Annotated in this window: 23 protein-coding genes; 12 read left to right on the top strand and 11 right to left on the bottom strand. The window is 42.8% G+C overall.

The window, feature by feature from the left end; translation table 11 throughout:
- Positions 1 to 443: hypothetical protein (locus WD312_01095; GenBank protein MEX2563699.1), on the bottom strand; the 443-nt coding region annotated here is incomplete at its 3' end.
- 311 nt (positions 444 to 754) lie between these two features.
- Entirely contained in the window at positions 755 to 943 is a 189-nt protein-coding gene (locus WD312_01090) for an adenylyltransferase/cytidyltransferase family protein (protein MEX2563698.1), read from the bottom strand.
- A 39-nt stretch (positions 944 to 982) separates the two neighbouring features.
- On the opposite strand from WD312_01090, the gene WD312_01085 reads away from it, so the two are divergent.
- A complete protein-coding gene (locus WD312_01085; GenBank protein ID MEX2563697.1) occupies positions 983 to 1,657 on the top strand; it encodes a transposase in 675 nt (224 codons plus the stop codon).
- A 109-nt stretch (positions 1,658 to 1,766) separates the two neighbouring features.
- On the opposite strand, the gene pheS is transcribed toward WD312_01085, so the two are convergent.
- Entirely contained in the window at positions 1,767 to 2,468 is a 702-nt protein-coding gene (pheS, locus tag WD312_01080; protein ID MEX2563696.1) for a phenylalanine--tRNA ligase subunit alpha, read from the bottom strand.
- Positions 2,469 to 2,887: 419 nt separating this feature from the next.
- On the opposite strand from pheS, the gene WD312_01075 reads away from it, so the two are divergent.
- From WD312_01075 to WD312_01065, 3 genes are all read left to right on the top strand, one after another.
- Complete coding sequence (locus WD312_01075; GenBank protein ID MEX2563695.1) at positions 2,888 to 3,472, top strand: DUF6875 domain-containing protein; 585 nt, start codon at positions 2,888 to 2,890, stop codon at positions 3,470 to 3,472.
- 82 nt (positions 3,473 to 3,554) lie between these two features.
- Positions 3,555 to 4,256 (top strand): hypothetical protein, encoded by a 702-nt coding sequence (locus WD312_01070; GenBank protein MEX2563694.1) that lies wholly within the window; start codon positions 3,555 to 3,557, stop codon positions 4,254 to 4,256.
- 140 nt (positions 4,257 to 4,396) lie between these two features.
- A complete protein-coding gene (locus tag WD312_01065; protein MEX2563693.1) occupies positions 4,397 to 5,323 on the top strand; it encodes a prolyl oligopeptidase family serine peptidase in 927 nt (308 codons plus the stop codon).
- A gap of 49 nt (positions 5,324 to 5,372) precedes the next feature.
- Here the strand turns inward: WD312_01065 and WD312_01060 are convergent, their stop codons facing one another.
- Positions 5,373 to 5,894 (bottom strand): hypothetical protein, encoded by a 522-nt coding sequence (locus WD312_01060; GenBank protein MEX2563692.1) that lies wholly within the window; start codon positions 5,892 to 5,894, stop codon positions 5,373 to 5,375.
- 618 nt (positions 5,895 to 6,512) lie between these two features.
- Here WD312_01060 and WD312_01055 point away from each other — a divergent pair.
- Genes WD312_01055 through WD312_01045 form a run of 3 tightly spaced genes read left to right on the top strand, consistent with a single transcriptional unit; the run spans position 6,513 to position 8,670 of the window.
- Entirely contained in the window at positions 6,513 to 7,316 is an 804-nt protein-coding gene (locus WD312_01055; GenBank protein MEX2563691.1) for a helix-turn-helix domain-containing protein, read from the top strand.
- 32 nt (positions 7,317 to 7,348) lie between these two features.
- On the top strand, positions 7,349 to 8,134 hold the full coding sequence (locus tag WD312_01050; GenBank protein ID MEX2563690.1) for a nucleotidyltransferase domain-containing protein: 786 nt from the start codon (positions 7,349 to 7,351) through the stop codon (positions 8,132 to 8,134).
- A gap of 2 nt (positions 8,135 to 8,136) precedes the next feature.
- On the top strand, positions 8,137 to 8,670 hold the full coding sequence (locus tag WD312_01045; protein MEX2563689.1) for a GrpB family protein: 534 nt from the start codon (positions 8,137 to 8,139) through the stop codon (positions 8,668 to 8,670).
- Positions 8,671 to 8,833: 163 nt separating this feature from the next.
- On the opposite strand, the gene WD312_01040 is transcribed toward WD312_01045, so the two are convergent.
- The 3 genes from WD312_01040 to WD312_01030 form a co-directional block, all read right to left on the bottom strand.
- Positions 8,834 to 9,691: a hypothetical protein gene (locus WD312_01040; protein MEX2563688.1), complete on the bottom strand. Its 858-nt coding sequence runs from the start codon at positions 9,689 to 9,691 to the stop codon at positions 8,834 to 8,836.
- Between the two features lie 149 nt (positions 9,692 to 9,840).
- Positions 9,841 to 10,314 (bottom strand): DUF6624 domain-containing protein, encoded by a 474-nt coding sequence (locus WD312_01035; protein MEX2563687.1) that lies wholly within the window; start codon positions 10,312 to 10,314, stop codon positions 9,841 to 9,843.
- Positions 10,315 to 10,591: 277 nt separating this feature from the next.
- Entirely contained in the window at positions 10,592 to 10,969 is a 378-nt protein-coding gene (locus WD312_01030; GenBank protein MEX2563686.1) for a hypothetical protein, read from the bottom strand.
- Positions 10,970 to 11,121: 152 nt separating this feature from the next.
- On the opposite strand from WD312_01030, the gene WD312_01025 reads away from it, so the two are divergent.
- The gene (locus tag WD312_01025) at positions 11,122 to 11,625 is read left to right on the top strand and encodes a prepilin-type N-terminal cleavage/methylation domain-containing protein (protein MEX2563685.1); all 504 of its coding nucleotides are present in this window, start codon (positions 11,122 to 11,124) and stop codon (positions 11,623 to 11,625) included.
- Positions 11,626 to 11,701: 76 nt separating this feature from the next.
- On the opposite strand, the gene WD312_01020 is transcribed toward WD312_01025, so the two are convergent.
- Both WD312_01020 and WD312_01015 read right to left on the bottom strand, forming a co-directional pair.
- Positions 11,702 to 12,496 (bottom strand): PEP-CTERM sorting domain-containing protein, encoded by a 795-nt coding sequence (locus tag WD312_01020; GenBank protein ID MEX2563684.1) that lies wholly within the window; start codon positions 12,494 to 12,496, stop codon positions 11,702 to 11,704.
- 141 nt (positions 12,497 to 12,637) lie between these two features.
- A complete protein-coding gene (locus tag WD312_01015) occupies positions 12,638 to 13,123 on the bottom strand; it encodes a GNAT family N-acetyltransferase (protein MEX2563683.1) in 486 nt (161 codons plus the stop codon).
- A gap of 124 nt (positions 13,124 to 13,247) precedes the next feature.
- Between WD312_01015 and WD312_01010 the strand changes: the two genes are divergently transcribed.
- Complete coding sequence (locus tag WD312_01010; GenBank protein MEX2563682.1) at positions 13,248 to 13,820, top strand: alpha/beta hydrolase; 573 nt, start codon at positions 13,248 to 13,250, stop codon at positions 13,818 to 13,820.
- A 36-nt stretch (positions 13,821 to 13,856) separates the two neighbouring features.
- Here the strand turns inward: WD312_01010 and WD312_01005 are convergent, their stop codons facing one another.
- Both WD312_01005 and WD312_01000 read right to left on the bottom strand, forming a co-directional pair.
- Positions 13,857 to 14,453, bottom strand: coding sequence for a hypothetical protein (locus tag WD312_01005; protein MEX2563681.1), 597 nt, complete (start codon positions 14,451 to 14,453; stop codon positions 13,857 to 13,859).
- Entirely contained in the window at positions 14,434 to 14,958 is a 525-nt protein-coding gene (locus tag WD312_01000; GenBank protein ID MEX2563680.1) for a GNAT family N-acetyltransferase, read from the bottom strand. The genes WD312_01005 and WD312_01000 overlap by 20 nt, the downstream gene beginning before the upstream one ends.
- 301 nt (positions 14,959 to 15,259) lie before the next feature.
- On the opposite strand from WD312_01000, the gene WD312_00995 reads away from it, so the two are divergent.
- The 3 genes from WD312_00995 to WD312_00985 all read left to right on the top strand — a co-directional run bounded on the left by WD312_00995 (position 15,260) and on the right by WD312_00985 (position 17,866).
- Positions 15,260 to 16,234: a thrombospondin type 3 repeat-containing protein gene (locus WD312_00995; GenBank protein ID MEX2563679.1), complete on the top strand. Its 975-nt coding sequence runs from the start codon at positions 15,260 to 15,262 to the stop codon at positions 16,232 to 16,234.
- A 388-nt stretch (positions 16,235 to 16,622) separates the two neighbouring features.
- On the top strand, positions 16,623 to 17,033 hold the full coding sequence (locus WD312_00990) for a hypothetical protein (protein ID MEX2563678.1): 411 nt from the start codon (positions 16,623 to 16,625) through the stop codon (positions 17,031 to 17,033).
- 95 nt (positions 17,034 to 17,128) lie between these two features.
- A complete protein-coding gene (locus WD312_00985; protein ID MEX2563677.1) occupies positions 17,129 to 17,866 on the top strand; it encodes a coenzyme F420-0:L-glutamate ligase in 738 nt (245 codons plus the stop codon).
- The last annotated feature ends 267 nt before the right edge of the window (positions 17,867 to 18,133 follow it).

The raw sequence follows: 18,133 nt of genomic DNA, 5'->3' as shown, positions 1-18,133 counted from the left end.
TCCGGCTCAACATCAGACCCCAGCTTTGCGAGATTGTCAGCCGTTGCAATCCTCCGCGGCACGAGAAGGAAACGGTGAACCGTTCTGAAGCCTTCTCTATACTCACATGCGATCACACCGCAGCAATCAATTGCGGGTACCTTTAAACTCATCCGTATCGAATACTCTGTTTCCGGTGGATCGTTTACCCCTAATCGATCGAAATCAATCACGGTGCGGATCGGTACGTTCTCTCCCGAGAGTTGCAAGGTGGTAGGGGTATGTATAGGGCCGATCGTATATCGATCAGAATCATCGCACAGCGGATTTTCCTCAAGAAACCGCCGAGGTCTATCGTCCTCGATCGGGACCGTTACATATCTATTGTTAGTCTCCTGCGCGAATGTCACCGTGCCCAAAGAAAAAACCGTCAACAGCCCAGTGGCGATCAGTGATCGGTTCATCGAAGAACCTCCCTTCGTGGTACATTTTCAAAGGTCAAGAAACATTCTCACCTCTTTCCAAATTTACAGTACCACACAAATACAGCTTCGCAATACATTTTGATAATGTGCAAACACTTCTCTTGAATCCCCCCTTGAAACGCAACACTAGAAATTACACCACATTTTCAAAAGTATGAAGTCGAACTTCATACTCAAGGTTTTCAGAACTATTTGGTTCCGTGTCTGATATGTAAACAAAATCAACGTATCTTAAACTCGCAAGTATTGAAGCTCTTTGGGCTTGATTTATTATAGGACGATGTGGTTCTTTATATATTTCGTACAAAATCATCAGAAAGTACCGCAACAACCAATATATCTTCAAGAGTACTGGCATACTCAAGAACGTGGATATGCCCGACATGAAAAAGATCGAATGATCCACCGACTAATGTAAAAGACTTTCCGGAAGGCAAGGATTTTTTTATTTCATTAACATTGTCAAATATTCTTTTCAAATTAAAGGGGTCAGGAGCCTTTTATGCTAAAATATCCTCATGCCCCGATCACCGCGCGTTGATGTCAAAGACTATTACTATCACGTAATCAATCGAGCCAGTGCTCGTTTAACCCTCTTTGAATCAAAAAAGGATTACAGCCTTTTCGAGGCGGTGCTAACAGAAGCGGTCAAAAAGTTTGATATGAGAGTTATCGCATACTGTTGTATGCCGAATCATTTTCATTTACTGCTTCAACCAAAAAACGATGGCGATCTTTCAATGTTTATGTACTGGTTCACGATGACCTTTACCTCACGATGGCATGCTATCAAGCACACCACAGGATCCGGGCACATTTTCCAAGGCCGCTTCAAATCATTTCTTGTGCAAAACGATCCTCACCTCCTTACCGTTATCCGTTACATTGAACGAAACCCTCTTCGAGCCGGTTTGGTGAAGAAATCTGAACGGTGGCGGTACTCAAGCTTGTACCGTCGGCTTTTTGGCACTCCAAAACAAAAGAAGGTTATTACAGAACCAGAAGTACAATTGCCGGCTGACTATCTCAGTTTTGTCAACGAACCGCTATCAGAATCCGAATTACAAGCAGTGAGACGTTGTACTAAAAAATGTATGCCGTACGGCTCGAACCCGTGGCGAGACAGGATGGTCGACCGATTTCGTTTGCAGGCGACCTTAAGAGAGAAGGGGAGACCGAGAAAAAGCTCCTGACCCCTTTCTCCCTGTTTCTCCCTGACCCCTTTCTCCACAAAAATTACACCACATTTTTAAAAGTATGAAGTCGAACTTCATACTCATGCTTGTTTTGAGAAGGTGCTGACTAGAATTGGTTGATGAAACGAAGGTCTCCAGAATAAAGGTGTCGAATATCTTCAATTCCGTATTTGATCATAGCGATACGGTCTATACCAATACCGAATGCAAATCCAGAATATTTTTGAGGATCAAGGTTTGCGTTTTCTAGGACAGTTGGGTGTACCATCCCACCACCTAATACTTCAAGCCATTTATTTTTAGAATAAATGTCAACTTCTACTCCTGGTTCTACAAAAGGAAAGTATCCTGGCCTAAGTCGTTTTTCAACATTGCCAAACATCTCTTCAATATATTTAAATAAGGATCCTTTTAAGTGAGCAAGTGTGACCTCTCCTTTTGTGTCTACCGCGACGCCTTCTAGTTGGTGGAATTGCGCGTTATGTGTTTTGTCGGTAGCTTCATTTCTAAAAACCTTCCCGTAGGAAACCATTCGAAATGGAGGGGTGTGGCTCTGCATGTATGGGACTTGATGAGCGCTTGTCTGTGTTCTTAATAGGCGAGAGGGATCGTTCTTGATCCAGAACGTATCCTGCATATCCCGTGCCGGGTGATCGGGGGGCATGTTGAGGTTATCGAAATTGTTTTCCTCAGTTTCAATTTCAGGACCATAATCAACTTCAAAACCCATTTCTGAAAAAATGTTTACCGAATGTCGTATGATCCGAGTAAGGGGGTGATAGTGACCGTGTTTTTCAGAGTGTTTCATGGTGAGATTTATCTTCAATAAACTTCTTTATACTAAGTTATGTAGTTTAACATTGCAATTGTTGTTTTAAAACCACGGTATTTGTGAAGTATACCATTTTGGTTCTGTACCTCTTTCTTAACCCTGTGGTGCTTTGTAACGATTTTCCGGAAAAGAAAAACCCGAATCGTTTGATTCGGGTTGGTGGATGAAGCTTACTGTTGCCTTGTTGACTTAGGCAAAGTAGCCACGCGAATACCCAGCCTTTCGGCTGAAGAAGCTTCTGATCCTGTGCCACAGCCTTGGGGGCTTGGAAAACACAGTAGAATTGGGGTTACCATAGATCATTAGTAACATTCCTTATGAAAAGATTGAAGAACCGTAAACCAAACAAACCTACTAAATAATATATAGCATCCTATATTATAGGTCAATACTTGATGAAAATATATTTCATGGTATACTTTTTCAAGTTCATAAACAATGAAATAAGGAGTATTACAATGGAAGGTTACTGGACATTGAAAACAGGAGTTCCTAAGGATATTGATGTACGCGCCCAAGTTGCTTATAAAGAAATTATCTCATATGTAACTCAGTTTCTTTGCGCTGATCATCCGTTTCGAGATGGGGACGTGTGTCCATTTGCGCGAAGGGCGATACAAGCAGATACTTTGCATTTTACCTACATTCTTCCGGGTGTTAGTAAAAAGGAATGTATGTCTACACTTCGGGCAGCTATATCTCACTACGAAACATGGAAAAGATCGCATAAAGATTACGGGGCTATGATTGTTTATCTTGTAGAAAAGAAGTCAGAAAGATGGGTTAAGAGTATTCATCGGAAACTTGCAAATGAGGCGATGCAAAGAAATTTGATTCTGGGGAATTTGCATCCAGAAAGTCCTTCTCACAGTTTCCACAGCAAACACTGGTTCCCGCTCCGATCCCCATATCCGATGTTTTTGGTGAGGGACATGGTTTCATCTGATGAACAGCACCTAAAGAAGTCAAGACTGATATGATCTTCCGTGATCTTTTGATGCGTGGAAAATACTAACACCAAACCCCTGTCATTAAACAGGGGTTTGTTTTATCATAATCATTATGAATAATCTCACACCCTCAGTCGAAACTCGTTTTTTTGTGTTGGGAGAGATACATGGAGCTTGTGAAAACGTGCATGTCTTGCGTGATCTGCTACATTTTTGTGGGCAAAAAAGAACAGGCGAAAAGACAGTATTTGCTTTTGAATGGTTGCTATCTTCGTCTGAAAGTAAGGTGTTAAATGAATACATTCTAGGAGAACTTGATTTTAATGGAGAAGTTAAAAATATAGTAAAAAAATTGTATTCAGTAGAAAGTGGAGCTTTTTCTGATCAGCATCTCGATTTTCTCGCAGAAGTACGAGATCAAAACATAAAAAATGGTAGTCAGATTAAAATTATCTGTTTTGATTCGGAAGCACAAAGTTGGAATCAAAGAGACAAAGAAATGGCAGAAGCAATTATGCGCGACAGTAAAGACGCTAGCTTGGTAATAATAGTTACAGGTTCTCTTCATGCACGAAAACAATCCTTTACACTAGAAGGCGAGGATGGTGCGTTTAAACCCCTTGCAACGTATCTTCCGGTTAATGACACAGAAACAATCAGATTGCATTACAAAGAGGGGGTCATATTTAATTTTGGCAGACAAAAAATTACAAAAAGTGATCAACCACAGGATTCTTCTTATTATGATAATGTGTATGTGCTCGAAAGCGCTACTCCCGTTACCTATGAACAGAAAAAACGGTTTGACTCTTAAATGCTGTGCTATAATTTGAAGCAACAAAACAGGGGCGGAGAAGAAATAGGAAAAAAGACAAGAAAGCTGAAAAAGGCTTCACGCTCATTGAGCTGATGGTAAATCGTTTCAAAATGATACAATAGTAATGATAGTTTACTATGTCTAAGACTGAAACAATTAAAGATATTTCTATAATCGAGTCAGTCGAACCAATTAAGTGGGATGAAGCGCAGGAACAATTCCATGCTTCCCTATTGAATGAAAGTCAATTGTCTCGAATTCGGAAGAATAAAGACTGTATTAACGTATTTCGAATACAGTATCGAGTCGATGATAGAAAAGTCACCGGCTTTATTATCCAGCCTGCAGAGTTGAAAGAAGATCATCCTGTTATTATCTGGAACAGAGGAGGGACAATGGAAGTGGGTGTTGTAAAAATTGGTCAAATATTTATCGAACCAACAATAGTTGAGTTGGTGAAGGAGGGGTATATTCTGTTCCTGTCACAATATTCCGGCCAAGACGGTAGCGGAGGGAGTGACCAGATGGGAGGCGATGATCTCAACGATGTACTGAAACTCTACACTATCGCCCAGGAACTTAATTACGCGGATGAAAACCGGGTAGGAATGTACGGAATTAGTCGCGGCGGCCTCATGACGTACCTAGCACTCGCAAAAGTTAATTGGATAAAAGCAGCCGTGACGGTTGGAGGGAGGTCAAACGTGAAGCGGGCCGCTGAAGAGCGATCTGAAATGGAAAAGCGGTTCGAGCAGATGTTCAACGCAACTAATGAAAACTATCGCAAGCGATCAGCTGTTTGCTGGCCTGATAAATTTCCGGATGATGTGCCGGTACTATTGATGCACGGGGCTTCAGACCGGCGAGTTAATCCACTTGACTCAATAGATCTTTCGACAAAGTTACTCGAGCATCGAAAACCACATCGACTTATGTTATTTGAGGGTGCAGATCATGCTATTACCGAACAACGGGGCGAGATGGTCTCTCAGTTGGTGACGTGGTGTAATAGATTTGTTAAAGAAAAAGAGAGTGTCCCGGACATGACACCTCATGGTAAATAAAAATACCCTCACGTTTATGTGAGGGTATCGTGTTTTCGAACACTCTCGTTTAAACGAGAGTGGGGCGTGCTTCGGCCAGCGTGTTACCGCCTTGGCATACCAGATTCTTGCTCGGATAACACTGCGGAGCGTCGCAGCTTCCGGGACTGATGCTGCAGTTCACTGCGTTCTCGAGGCTGATACCGAACACTTCCTCGAAGAGGTGCTTGGTCTCCTCGAATGCGTTCTGAAGATTCTGTGCATCCTGCTCTCCTCGCATACCGAAGTATGGAAAGTGGTGCAGCATATGTCCGAAGACCTGCTGGCAGTCTTCCGCGTACTTGCGGGTGTCGAGGATGTGCTGATGCCAGAAAGCGTCGATCTCGCCGGTCGGGACGATCGGCTGATCTGGGTACTTGAGGTTGAGGTACAAGAACGCCTTGTAGGCCTGTTCCATCTGGTCTGCCTTCTCGCGAGACCAGCCTTGACCCTCTTCAGAGTCCATCAGCTTGACCTTGATCGGATCAAGGTCAAGGGAGTCGATTGCGTCGACACCCGTTTTTGGGAAAACAGCAGGGACAGTCGTACTCATAACAAAGTACTCCTTTCTCGAAAGGAACTGAAATTAACTTGCTGGAACCATTCCAGTAAGTTTAGCACTATATCGCTGCACGAAGGTTACGTCAATTAATTGCAACCTCCGTAGAAAGTATTATGCAAGTCTGTTAAAGAACTCACGCGCATCACACATTGTTACCTACCACTCTTCAAGATTTTCTCAATCTTAACTTCCACTACACGTCCACGTATGGTGGGGGTAGACCAGCCTCCTTCTGAGAGAGACAAAAATACCTTAGCCAGCGGGGCATCAATAGATATTTTTTTGTTCGCTATATCTCCCTTACCTGATGTGACGATTTGATACTGTTTCCTTTTGCCATTTACTATGGCGGTTACAGCATCTCCTACTTGAACCGTAGTTAAAAGCATGCCAAAAGTGGTTATGGTATAGCCTCTTATACTATAGAACAGTAAAAAATGTTGTCGATCTATAACAACAATAACATAGTAATTTTAAAAAACAGTCAAACACAGCCACGGGGCCTTAGCTGATTTAAGTCGCTAAAAAGCTGTTGCTCTTACTTATTTGTTGTTGTAAGATAACAACAACATTTTATTAACCAAGGTAATTTATCCTATCTGTTTGTGTATGACAACAGAAACACTCGTAAGTAAACTGCAACTCGTCGGCTTTAGCGCCAAAGAAGCACGGATATATATCGTACTTCTTTCGTTAGGCTCATCGCCGGCGAGCGCATGTGCAAGTAAAGCTGGTGTTAACCGAAGCTCTGCGTATGTTGTGCTTCGCTCACTGGAGGTAAAGGGTTTTGTAAAGGAAACAGGTGCGCAAGGAAGGAGGCACTTCAAAGCCGTTTCGCCCGATGTAATCTTTCAACGCGCACACGATGTCGCACTGCAACATCAGCGGAACCTGGAAGAAGTAGAAAGTATACTTCCCGCGCTCAAAGGAATGAACACTGAAGAAGATCATTCCCCTACAATAGAAATGTATCAGGGTAAAGAAGGAGTACGAACAGCGATTCGCGGCACACGTAAATGTAGAGAAAAGATAATACGCCTCATTTCATCTGGTGAGCGAATGCATCACATTTTAGGGGAGGAATTTGATGACTCGGTAAAGCAGCGAGCGCAGATGGGCATCAAAACGAGGTCGATTCATCCCGACAACGAGTTTTTTCGTGATATAGCTAACCGTGGTTTATTGTTTGATATGGACGAGGATGTTTTTCTGAGTAATAATGATTTTTCTTTTCCTGCTGATGTTGCTATCTATGATGATACAATTCGGTATATATCAGACCAGAGCGGCGGATTAGTAATTAATGTGAAGAGTCAGAAAATTGCAGATGTGATGAAAGAGCTGTTCGATCTTGCCTGGAATGAAGCGAAACGATTACAAAAGAACAGGACGAGGAAAGGGCGATCACTATGAGGAAATGTATATAAACATACTTTGTTAGCTCGATGAACCGACTAGAAACAATTATAAAAAATCTTGAAAATAACGAAAATATTGATGCCGGTTTTTTAACCGGCTCATACGGTATTGGTCAGAAAAGTAATTACAGTGACATTGACCTTGTTATTATTTTTAAAGAAAATGACAAAAATATAAAATCCATATACACATGGATCGATGATACTTTTGCAGATATTTTCTTTTTTGACCAATCTGACTTAGAAAGAATAGAAAAGTCAGAGAAAGTATCTGCGAATGATATGGATGCCATCTTCATCGCCTGGCTTGAAAAGGCTTCTATTCTTTTTGATAAAAGTGGGCTAACTACAAAACTAAAATCCGATCTTAAAAGCAACCAGAACGTAATTGCTATTCCACAGGAAGAGAAAAAAGAATGGTGGCAAAAAATAAACTACAACTTTATTGCCAATAAGCGATATTTTGAATCAGGCAACCCTCTTTATTCCGAAGCGCTTGAGATTCGACTGCTATACAGTGTCACTGAGCTCATAAACGGTTATTTTGAATTCAGAGATATCCCGTGGCGAGGTGAAAAATACGCTACTTCATATCTGAAAGATAATGATACAGATTTTTATAAAACATTCTTTGAGTATTTGAATGCGAGCGATCTTAGTAAAAGATTTGAGTTATATAGTAATTTGGTGGCGCTTACGTTAACCCCGGATTTCCCACTCTGGACAAAAGAAGATGTTGTCACTCAAACAAAAGGCGGATCACTTGATGTTAATGCTGATTTAGCAGATTACTGGAAAGATCTTATTCAATAAAGATGAATATGCATAACCCCTCGCATACAAAAATAGTGTCATATCAGGAAGAGTGGCCTAAAAAGTTTGAATCAGAGAAACAAAAACTCCAAGCTATTTTTTGCGACAAAGCTCTTGAAATTGAGCATATTGGAAGCACTTCGATTCCGGGCATGTCTTCAAAACCAATTATCGATATTGCGGTTTTGATTGATCATATTGATGATGCCGAGTCATTTGTTAATGACCTGAAGAAAATCGGTTATGTTCATGACACAGATGGAGTAAGTACTGAAAGACATTTCTTCAGAAAATACAGAGAGGATAATTTTCACTTGTCTATTGCTTATAAAAACCAGGGTGGCTTTTGGCCAAGACAGATATTGTTTAGAGACTATCTAAGAAACCATCTCGACTTGAGAAATGAGTATGACACTCTAAAGCAAAATCTGTTAGAACAAGATCCATCGGGAAGTGATGAGTATATAGGTGGCAAAACAGATTTTGTGTATAAAATTCTAGAACTTGCCGGTTGGGAAGAAGGGTCCAGGGCGTGAGGAGGAGGTCCCCTGTGGAGGAAAATCGGATTGTTCCGCTTACCCCTTCGGGGATTTAAGAGGGGTTAAAATAAAATAAGTGCTACGTAACAATTACGTAATTGTTACGTAGCACTTATATTTTTCAAAATATGAAACCCAGATATAGTTATAGGATCGAACTTTATAAATTATTCCTGTAGAGAAAAATTTCAAACGAAGCCGTGACTTCAACAGGAGCGATCTGTTGGATTTTTTTATTCATGTCAGCAGAAAAGCGCCAGTGGTTCGGTCCCATTTTGACGAGGTCCCGGAGAGACTCTGCTGTCAGAGTAATAGGATATTCAAGCGCGGTATTTTTAAGAAGAGTGAGTACATTCTGATAATCGTTCTTTATTTGAGCACTTTTCTCTTCTTCGTATCCAATGAGTCCGAGTTCAGGAATAATTTCCTTCAGGTGGGTTTCACCGGGGATTACAATAAGCAAGAAACCGTTATCTGCAAGCAGGCGCTGGAACTCAGCTTTATTTCGCGGGGAAAATATATCAAGGAGAAGTTGGACCGAGTTGCTCTTGATCGGTATTTTTTCGTGCGTGTCAGCGACAAGAAATGTGGCGTCGGGATTTTGTTTTGCTGAAAATTGTGTGGCTTCTTTAGATATATCTGATCCGAAATAACAAATATCGGGTTGAGACAACTTCTGCATTACTTTTCTAAGGTAGTAACCCGTTCCTGACCCAACCTCCAACGCGCACGTATCTCGTCGTGGTTTGGTAAGGTTGTTTTTTATAAGACGATTTATCTCACGTACTAACGTGTCATAGTGACCCGCTTCCAAAAAATGTTCTCGCGCAGCAAGCATTTCTTTGTTGTCGCCGATCGTTTCGTGTAGCTTTTTTCGGCGGGGCATAAGATTGACATACCCTTCGCGAGAAATATCAAACGAGTGACCATTCACACAACGAACAGCCGTACCTTCGTATTCCATAGGTACGTCGTCGACGGGACAGGACAAAAAGTGTGCGCATTTCTCAGTAAGCATAAAGGTATGCTAATACTGAATCCCTCTGGAGTAAAGAATTGCGGAGTAGTTTTTGAAGTATTAATACTTTTCTTTGCTCGATCTTCCTATCTTGATCACGTTGTCGACGTGGCGCGTCGACGGCACTATAAATTATTTGAGACAACCCATTAGCCAAGTCTCCTTAGATTTGCCTCCGCCGTCTCTTTATACTCAGCGAGAGATTCTAGGCCCACCTCTTCCCTTTTCTCATCAACTCTTTCCTTATCTTTAATAGGAAGAAATATAATTGTGCCTTTTTGTACTTTGTACTGTGTTCCGTACTCTTGTTCTTCTCCCTCCTGAACCCTGATCTTATCAACCAGAAACGCTTGATCGCTTTTTTCCATGCATCCATCTTTAACGTTTTCAAGAATTATTTTCTGCCTTTCTAGAGGTTGATGGAGAGAAAGTGTAACACCGGCTTTGTATATTTCATTTCTATTATTTTTCTTGCAAGGGAATCCATTCATTTGAAAATATTCAAAAAATGCAAGAGATGTTTCTTCTTGTTTTCTGTTAAATTCTTCACTAGATAGTAGCCCTTTCTTAAAACGTTTAATATTTTCCTGATCCGTTTTTAGAAGGGAGATTATATCAATCATATATATAGTATATATTAAAAAAGTTAGCCTTGGACAAAACTCGCTCTTTGATCGATCCTTGAAACGCAACAATAGAAATTACACCACATTTTCAAAAGTATGAAGTCGAACTTCATAATCAATAAGCTTATTCTCGACCCTAGTCGAATTATCGATTCGTGAAAATCGGGAAAAATTGCTGGACATGAGACCGCATGGGGAATAAAAATTGCTCAGGCTGTTCGCTTAAGCAGTGTAATAGTAAGGCTAAACCTTACCATTACACTGCTTGAAAGACCTAACGGTTTTCGTTGGTGGAGAGAGTTTGTTTGGGCACAGTGGACACTTTTTTGATTCTGGTCATTTTCTTACTTATTGCACCTACAAAAAGTTTATACGCCTTTCGTTTTTCTTTTTTGTAGATATACGGTACAGCAAGCCATGATTTGCAATGTGGACATATAAGATTTGATATTTTTGATATTGCTATTTTAGATAATTCAGTTAATTGTTTTGGTGAGATAATTCTGTCTAAATACAATCTCTCAAGAACACCCGGGCCATCTTTTTGATATGTCAAAATCTCAGTATCACACCGTTTGCAGTGAATTTTGAAAAGGCGAGAGTACCCCCCTCTCTTTTTTCTGTATTGATCAGATTTAAATTCAGGTATCATATTTTTATTTTAATTGATTGAGTTAAAAAAGAAACCCCGCCGATTAGGACGAGGTGTGGGTGGTTTGGATGAGATCAACGAGTGAGCAAAACGTCAATTTGTGTGAACAGGTTTTACTGCATCAACGTTGTGCTGTGCTATAATTTGAAGTAATGAAACAGGGGTGGAGAAGAAATAGGAAAAAAGACAAGAAAGATGAAAAAGGCTTCACGCTCATTGAGCTGATGGTGATCGTGGCGATCATCGGGTTGCTGTCGAGTGTGGTGCTTGCTAGTCTGGCGGAGGCGAGACAAAGTGCGAAGAACACAGAGATCGTCTCAAATCTTAAGTCGGTGCAAAACGCGATTGAGTTATATCGTTCTAGAAATGGTGATATACCGGGCAGTTCTACTTGGAACAGCGGTGAATCAAGTTTTACTAACGCACTCTCTCCCTTGGTAACCGACGGCTTTATTAGCGAAATTCCTTATCCTAGTGATGATATTGAGAGATTATGGTACGGACGTTATCCAGGAAATAGTTATACTTGTGGAGGTAGAGAAATTAACAGCTATGTACTGCTTATTGAACAAAACCCTTCTACAATAGGTTATCTACCAAATCTTTATTTTAATTCGAACCCTCTCCCTAATTATAAGTGTATTGCTGATAACTAGTTTGTTGAGTGGGCGCAGAAAACCCCTTGTATCGTATTGATACAAGGGGTTTATGCTTTGATGCTCGCCTCATCCGTTACCGTCGACGTGACAATAGCACAGCAGAACCAAGACCAATCAATGTCAGGGTTGCTGGCTCAGGAACCGGCGGGGCTGCACTTACACTAATCGTTGCGGTGTTTGCGAGCGGAAATCCACCGTCAAGTGTTTGTACATACTCCCCAGTGATCGTGCTGTTCTCGCCGAGGTCGGCGTTGAGGGCTTCAACCGTCTGGTTGAGTAGCTCCTGGTTTGTCCCGGTCCAAGAGGAGTCGGGCGAAGTACCAATACCGACACCGGCGTAGTAGAGCTTGCGGATGAACTCATCACCGGACTCGCCGTCATCGAAGACGTCGCCGTCTGCGTTGATGCCAACGAGCCAGGATGTGAAGTTGTCTCCATCTAAGCTTCCTGACAGACTGTCGTAGTTGCCGTTGAAGTCGGACGAGCTGAACCCCCATTCGAGGTCCCACATCCGGAAGTCGACATCGCTCTCGATAGCGACACTCCAACGCGGCAAGGTGCCGTACTCGTTGTCGAACGGCGCGTCAGGGCTTGCTTCAGCCTTCCAGCTGTTGAAGTCACCGCTCCGAACCTGCTGTCGAGTGGTCACTTCGGTGACAGGGTTCCAGTACTCCGGAGTTCCCGGTGTGCCGGTGGCAGTACCGCCGTTTTGAAGGCCGGTAACAGCATTTTCTCCGAACTGGTCGAACGAGTCAGATGTCGAGTGCGGTCCCAACGAAACGTAGACGTCCATGGTCGTTGCCGCCGAGGCAACCGTGGCCGACAAGGCCACAACAAGTGCTGTAAAAAGAGCGGTACGCTGGTTCATATGAACCTCCTTATGTTCAGGGTGAATATGCGTGTTTGGCTGGCTGTAAGTATATCGTACGGAGTGTGTTTGTCAATAGGTGAAATACGTGGTGTTATAAGAGCTACATTACCCCTTTCTGTGTTTTATCTTTGTAATTATCTAAAACACTTTCTTCCATAGCATCCCAGGGTATCCATCGTCCGGGTCTTTTACAATACCACCTTTGATAAAGCCCAGTTTTTCGTAAAATGGCCAGGAGCTGTCGTGAGTTTCGGGGCTATAGCATAACAGTTCTGTAAAACCTTGCTTTTTTGCTTCCTTAATTACTTTTTCTCCGAGCGCACTTCCGATCCCTTTTTCTTTTACTTGAGAAGCAATAATATACAATTCAGCCGGGTTTTTTGTGTCAGCATGACTGCTGAGATGTTCTGGTGCTTTTCGAAAACCGGTTACCCCGACTACTTCCCCACTGTCATCCGCAACAAAAAACGTACGAGCATTCGTGTTCGGGTCTATGGTCAGGTCTGAAGATCGATCTAGTTCCCTTGAAAGTTCTTCCAAAAATTCCCTGTCTGTCCAATACTGCGAGAAGATAGTTTCAACTTTCTGTTTATCCTTCGTAGGATCGTATTCTCGTATTTCCATACGGGTAGTATATACGTTGTTCTTTAATTAGCTATAAAAACCGTCACAGGCAGTAGGCCGATGGAGGCGCCGGCCATATGAGAAATAAGTGTATTTACTATGTTTTCGTGTTATATTTTTCTGAATGAAAAGGAAACAACTTTACATAGTCCCCGGATTTGGTGAGTTTCCAACAGACCTTCCGTATAAAAAGATCGCTCAATTCGCTAGGAAGCAAGGGTGCACAGTTATACCTGTTTCAATCGTTTGGGATAGACGCACTATGTCTCACTGGTTGGAGCAATTGAGAGAAGTCGTGAAAAAACACGGTGATACAAACTCGATATTACTCGGGTTTTCCTTCGGTGCGTACATTGCTCTGCTTGGTTCTAAGGAATTTAATTTTGAAAAAGTATTTCTTTGCTCGCTTTCCCCATATTTTAAGGAAGATTTGAAACATATCCCGGAAGATGCAAAGAAATTTTTCGGCAAAAAAAGGATGGCTGATTTTCAAAAGTATACCGTTCCTCGCATTACTATACCCACAACGCTATTTTTTGGCGATCAGGATTGGTCGATGGCGATTAAAAAAGCTCGCAAAATAGCCAAAGATAACCCCGTTGCAAGCTTTGAACTTATTGAAGGGATAGGGCATGATATTTCTGAAGAAGTGTATCTTGAAAAGATCAAGCAGCATTTAAAAAACCCCGCCGATTAGGACGAGGTGTGGGAGGGTCGAATCGAAGCCTTTTGGTCAGGCGGCGAAAGGTACTGCCTCCTTACTCGGGACATAGTCCCAGTTAGTATTAGGCTTGCCGCCGAACACCTGATGCATCAAGTCGATGGTCGGAGACAGAATATCCACATTAACTTCCTCGACATCTTCGCCGAGATGGGGTTGATGATGCATGAAGCCGCCGCAGTACTCGGCACAAAAAGCTTCGTACTCACGCGTGTAGACGAGGAACTCGTGCCACGCGTCATCGATGAGCGGGGCCGGGACACAGGGCTGCTCAGACTGAGCCGCCATCCAGAGGAACATCTGCAGGTCGAGGAAAAGCTGACAAGCCTCCTCGATACTGATGTTCATGTGTTGGGCGATACGTTTCTCGATAGCCGAACTTCGAATTTTCGGTGCCTTCATCGAGAACTTCCCCTGTGCAACGACAGGCTCAGTCACAGAGTGTCCTTGACCGGGATTCTGACTGGTGAGTCGGAAGTCCGATCGGACAATAACGCCACGATACTCTTTCATGGTACTACTCCGTATACATAGTGAGTAAAAGGAACGAAACGAAGCAACGTGCTTCCATGAAATACTACCAGATATCTTAGTAGTGTCCAACTCCATTCCTTATCAATACTGTTTCTTTGAGCTCAATATCTTCACTAAGTTTAAATATATTTTTTTCATCAATGACTTCAAATCCAATCTTTTTATAAAAATTAATCGCATATGTATTCTTCTCGTACACCGAAACTTTTATGGGCAATGACTTCGTTTTTTCAATAAAACAATTAATTAATTTCGAGCCAAGATTATTACCAATATGATCAGGGTGAATATATATCTGTGTCAAAAGATAATACCCCTCTTTCTTAGAACCAAAACATAGACCGACTACTTTACTATTTACCTCAATTACTAAGCCAATATCTGTACCGTGATTAATAGTAGTAAGATAATTTATCAATTTTTCTTTGCGACCCTCTTTACCAAAAAAAGTATCCAGTATGGCTTTTTCCGGTACGCCTAAAGGAACATATGTAGCCAGCCAAGATTTTTCCAGTATTTCATTAATTGATTCGGCATCAGAAGGAAGAGCGTCTCTGACGTTACTATCATTTATAGACATAAATAAAGTATAGCAGGGACACTAATTACTCTCAAATCACCAGATAGCAGTTGATTTTTTTAGAATCTAACACAGAGGTCAAACTTTTGTGTTACCGAATCGGAAAGCAACTTGCATCAGCTAATCTATATTGTTGCCTTTCAGCCTATAGAGTTTGATGACAAGGGTGTAATTTTGTTCCTCGCACTCTTCGACGAGCACTTCACCATCGTGTTTCTTATCCACCTTGTCCTTTTTGTGCGGGTGGAAAGTGGTTTATAATAAAAGTACGTATTTATTCATGATATAGATCTTGCTACCTATGACCTTTTTTCGTTTATTTGTAAGTATTGCGTTGGTGTTTGCGCTTAGTTTGTCTTTAGGTGTAAGCGGAGCGTTTGCGCAAAACGATGACGATCAGCCTGATACCAGTGGTCCAGATTCACAATTCAATGAAGACCAGCCAGCTACTGACCAAGCAACTAGCACTGAATCCGAGGAAGAACCTGATGCATCAGAAGATGACCCTTTATCCCCTATCCGCCCAGCAGACACCAGCTCGAGCGAAGAGCGTGAAGAGCGACGGCAAATCATTGAGAACCGATCAATGCAGTCAGAAACAGATCGTACAACTGACTCTGACGGCGACGGCTTAACCGATTACGACGAGATCAATATCTACGGCACCGACCCGGAAGATCCCGACACCTCCGGCAATGGTATGACCGACGGCGAGATGGTAGCTGCGGGTCTTGACCCGACCTCTACCTCAACTGAGCCGATCACGACCGAGGACCCGCGAGAAGTACCGGACGAGAGTTTTTCTGAGGAGTACGTGATCACTGCTATTGAAGCAGTCAGCGAGAGCGACACCTCCGGCACAGAGCGAACATCGGTACGTATCACCGGCCAAGGACCGGCGAACAGTTACGTCAGCCTGTTCATCTTCTCTGTACCGGTTCGAGTAACCGTGGAGACAGACGGCTCCGGCCGCTTTGAGTACACCTACCGCGAACAACTTGCGGACGGTAACCACCAGGCGTACACCGCCACGGTCGACAACTCCGGTCGCGTTCTGGCTCGTTCAGCCGGAATCCCGTTTGTAAAGGAAGCGAACGCTATTACCGTCGGAGACAGCCCGTCGTACCAGCCAGCCATGCTAACCGCCTCTGACCCTGTCGGCTTCTTCGTGGAGAACTATATTCTGATATCGATCTTCCTACTGCTTTTGATCCTCTGTATCGCAGTGATCATAGTAGGCATGAAGGAAAGAAAGGGTGCGGGGATTGAAGTGTAGAGCGTTGCGGCAAGAAGCGCGACATAAAAACCAGGAAACCTATAAACCCCGCCGTTCTCTTTTGAAAAGAGAACGGCGGGGTTTTTATTGTGTCTTTTCTCTCTTGCATATTTTATCGGCATCTTTTACACATTTGTGCCTTGTTGCACCGGCAAACTATTTTACCCCTCCTATCTACACCTCCTTCGTTGGTCGGGTGTTCTTGGTGCGGTATAATAGACACATCATGTTCTCGTTCTTGGTGGAGAGTTTTATAAGTGGTCTGAAGCGCCTTTTCGATTACAGCAGAAATATTTGTAAAGTCAGACCACAAAGCCCAACGACTTTAAAAACATATCTGCTACAACCTTTGTGAGGAGTAAGGAAGTGAATATGTTTATATTTTTATATGGAAAGTAATAGAGTAAGACAAGAAATTACACAGAAAAGAAACCCGTCTGATAAGTCGCAGGCAGGTGTGTTACGACGGTTAGGTTGGACACTGTTGCCGCTTGGAGCTGTGACAGTGCTGGGCCTCCTCGGATCACTATGGTTGGAATCAATGCCACCGATAGTAGAGGGGCCTGGAGAAGGATCGGGGCATACTATACTTTCTGTCGTTTTTGGGCTGGCATATTTCGCCTTGCTAGTGACGGTGACGCTGGGCACATTTATTGCGGTGTGTATCCAGCTTTTCAAAACTCATCGCTCGGGAGAGAAGTTTCTAGCACACCCCAAGGCCACGACTGTCACGTTCATAATTGTCCTTGGTATTATTGCCTGGAATATTACCCAGTTTCTGGATAAGGTGCCAAAGTAGTTGGGGGGGTAGCTACAGAAAAGGTATTCAAAAGTTCAGATTCATATAGACTGGCAGAGTTAGAAAATGCCAAGGTCAATGATACTATGGCTGGTATGGAAATAATCTCAATAAAGACGGATCTGTTTAGAGAGGGAGATGATCTATTCACGTTTATTCAAGGATCGTTACCGACAATTAATAACAAAGATATACTAGCTGTAACATCTAAAATAGTTGCTCTTTCGCAACGCCGGGTTGCGCATTTAAAGGACAAAGAACGTATTATCAAACAAGAATCTAGAAAGGTTATACCAACTCCTTGGGGCTATCTCACATACACCTCTGAGGGTTGGTGTATTAATGCCGGAATTGACGAATCCAACACTGAAAAAGAAAAGATGATTTTAATGCCTCGAGATATCTTTTCAGTTGCTAAGACTCTACGCAAACAACTAAAAACATTCGCTGAAGTAGAAGAGCTGGGAATTGTAATAACCGATACACGAACCATTCCTCTCCGTGCCGGAACACTCGGAAGAGCGATCGGATACGCCGGCTTCGAGCCGTTTAAAAGTTATGTAGATATTCCGGATCTGCACGGTAGGAGAAGTCGACTGACACAGAGTAATGTCGCGGATTCTCTTGCCGCGAGTGCTGTTTTAACGATGGGAGAAGGAGCAGAACGATCACCGCTCGCGATTGTTCGTTCAGCTCCTGTTGTATTTACCAAAGATCAAGATGCGGAAGATCCGCAAGAAACGGATCTCGTTTTCCAACCTGAGGACGATATTTATAAAGCGGTGTATGCCGAACCTGAGTACGATCTGCCTGGCAAACAAACCAATCAGTAAATCCTTTTAACAGGACCCGGTCTACCGGCTGGTCGTGCGCGGCTCGTGGTATACGATGAAATGAAAACCGCTGGAAATCGGTAACGCCAATGCGCAACCAGTGAGAGGGGGCTGCATGTAAAAAACGATCGTACCACCCTCCTCCGCGACCGTGTCTATTTCCGTAGATATCAAAAAGTTGTCCGGGAACAATGACACATACTGATCGGGTACTGTATTTCTTGCGCAAGGAGCAAGCTTCTGTAAACGGATCACTATAAGTGTCGG

This window comes from Candidatus Paceibacterota bacterium (genome assembly GCA_040905715.1).
Classification (GTDB): domain Bacteria; phylum Patescibacteriota; class Minisyncoccia; order Phycocordibacterales; family CSBR16-193; genus JBBDHZ01.
This window is presented reverse-complemented; position numbering and strand designations above follow the sequence as displayed.

Excerpts from the sequence above, each read along its gene's own strand:
- WD312_01035 (MEX2563687.1), bottom strand. The coding sequence starts at position 10,314 with ATGATTGATATAATCTCCCTTCTAAAAACGGATCAGGAAAATATTAAA.
- WD312_00985 (MEX2563677.1), top strand. The coding sequence starts at position 17,129 with ATGGAAATAATCTCAATAAAGACGGATCTGTTTAGAGAGGGAGATGAT.
- WD312_01065 (MEX2563693.1), top strand. The coding sequence starts at position 4,397 with ATGTCTAAGACTGAAACAATTAAAGATATTTCTATAATCGAGTCAGTC.
- WD312_00990 (MEX2563678.1), top strand. The coding sequence starts at position 16,623 with ATGGAAAGTAATAGAGTAAGACAAGAAATTACACAGAAAAGAAACCCG.
- WD312_01085 (MEX2563697.1), top strand. The coding sequence starts at position 983 with ATGCCCCGATCACCGCGCGTTGATGTCAAAGACTATTACTATCACGTA.
- WD312_01060 (MEX2563692.1), bottom strand. The coding sequence starts at position 5,894 with ATGAGTACGACTGTCCCTGCTGTTTTCCCAAAAACGGGTGTCGACGCA.
- WD312_01005 (MEX2563681.1), bottom strand. The coding sequence starts at position 14,453 with ATGGAGTTGGACACTACTAAGATATCTGGTAGTATTTCATGGAAGCAC.
- WD312_01050 (MEX2563690.1), top strand. The coding sequence starts at position 7,349 with ATGAACCGACTAGAAACAATTATAAAAAATCTTGAAAATAACGAAAAT.
- WD312_01055 (MEX2563691.1), top strand. The coding sequence starts at position 6,513 with ATGACAACAGAAACACTCGTAAGTAAACTGCAACTCGTCGGCTTTAGC.
- WD312_01000 (MEX2563680.1), bottom strand. The coding sequence starts at position 14,958 with ATGTCTATAAATGATAGTAACGTCAGAGACGCTCTTCCTTCTGATGCC.
- WD312_01070 (MEX2563694.1), top strand. The coding sequence starts at position 3,555 with ATGAATAATCTCACACCCTCAGTCGAAACTCGTTTTTTTGTGTTGGGA.
- WD312_01030 (MEX2563686.1), bottom strand. The coding sequence starts at position 10,969 with ATGATACCTGAATTTAAATCTGATCAATACAGAAAAAAGAGAGGGGGG.
- WD312_01010 (MEX2563682.1), top strand. The coding sequence starts at position 13,248 with ATGAAAAGGAAACAACTTTACATAGTCCCCGGATTTGGTGAGTTTCCA.
- WD312_01045 (MEX2563689.1), top strand. The coding sequence starts at position 8,137 with ATGAATATGCATAACCCCTCGCATACAAAAATAGTGTCATATCAGGAA.
- WD312_01075 (MEX2563695.1), top strand. The coding sequence starts at position 2,888 with ATGAAAATATATTTCATGGTATACTTTTTCAAGTTCATAAACAATGAA.
- WD312_01020 (MEX2563684.1), bottom strand. The coding sequence starts at position 12,496 with ATGAACCAGCGTACCGCTCTTTTTACAGCACTTGTTGTGGCCTTGTCG.
- pheS (MEX2563696.1), bottom strand. The coding sequence starts at position 2,468 with ATGAAACACTCTGAAAAACACGGTCACTATCACCCCCTTACTCGGATC.
- WD312_01025 (MEX2563685.1), top strand. The coding sequence starts at position 11,122 with ATGAAACAGGGGTGGAGAAGAAATAGGAAAAAAGACAAGAAAGATGAA.
- WD312_01040 (MEX2563688.1), bottom strand. The coding sequence starts at position 9,691 with ATGCTTACTGAGAAATGCGCACACTTTTTGTCCTGTCCCGTCGACGAC.
- WD312_00995 (MEX2563679.1), top strand. The coding sequence starts at position 15,260 with ATGACCTTTTTTCGTTTATTTGTAAGTATTGCGTTGGTGTTTGCGCTT.
- WD312_01015 (MEX2563683.1), bottom strand. The coding sequence starts at position 13,123 with ATGGAAATACGAGAATACGATCCTACGAAGGATAAACAGAAAGTTGAA.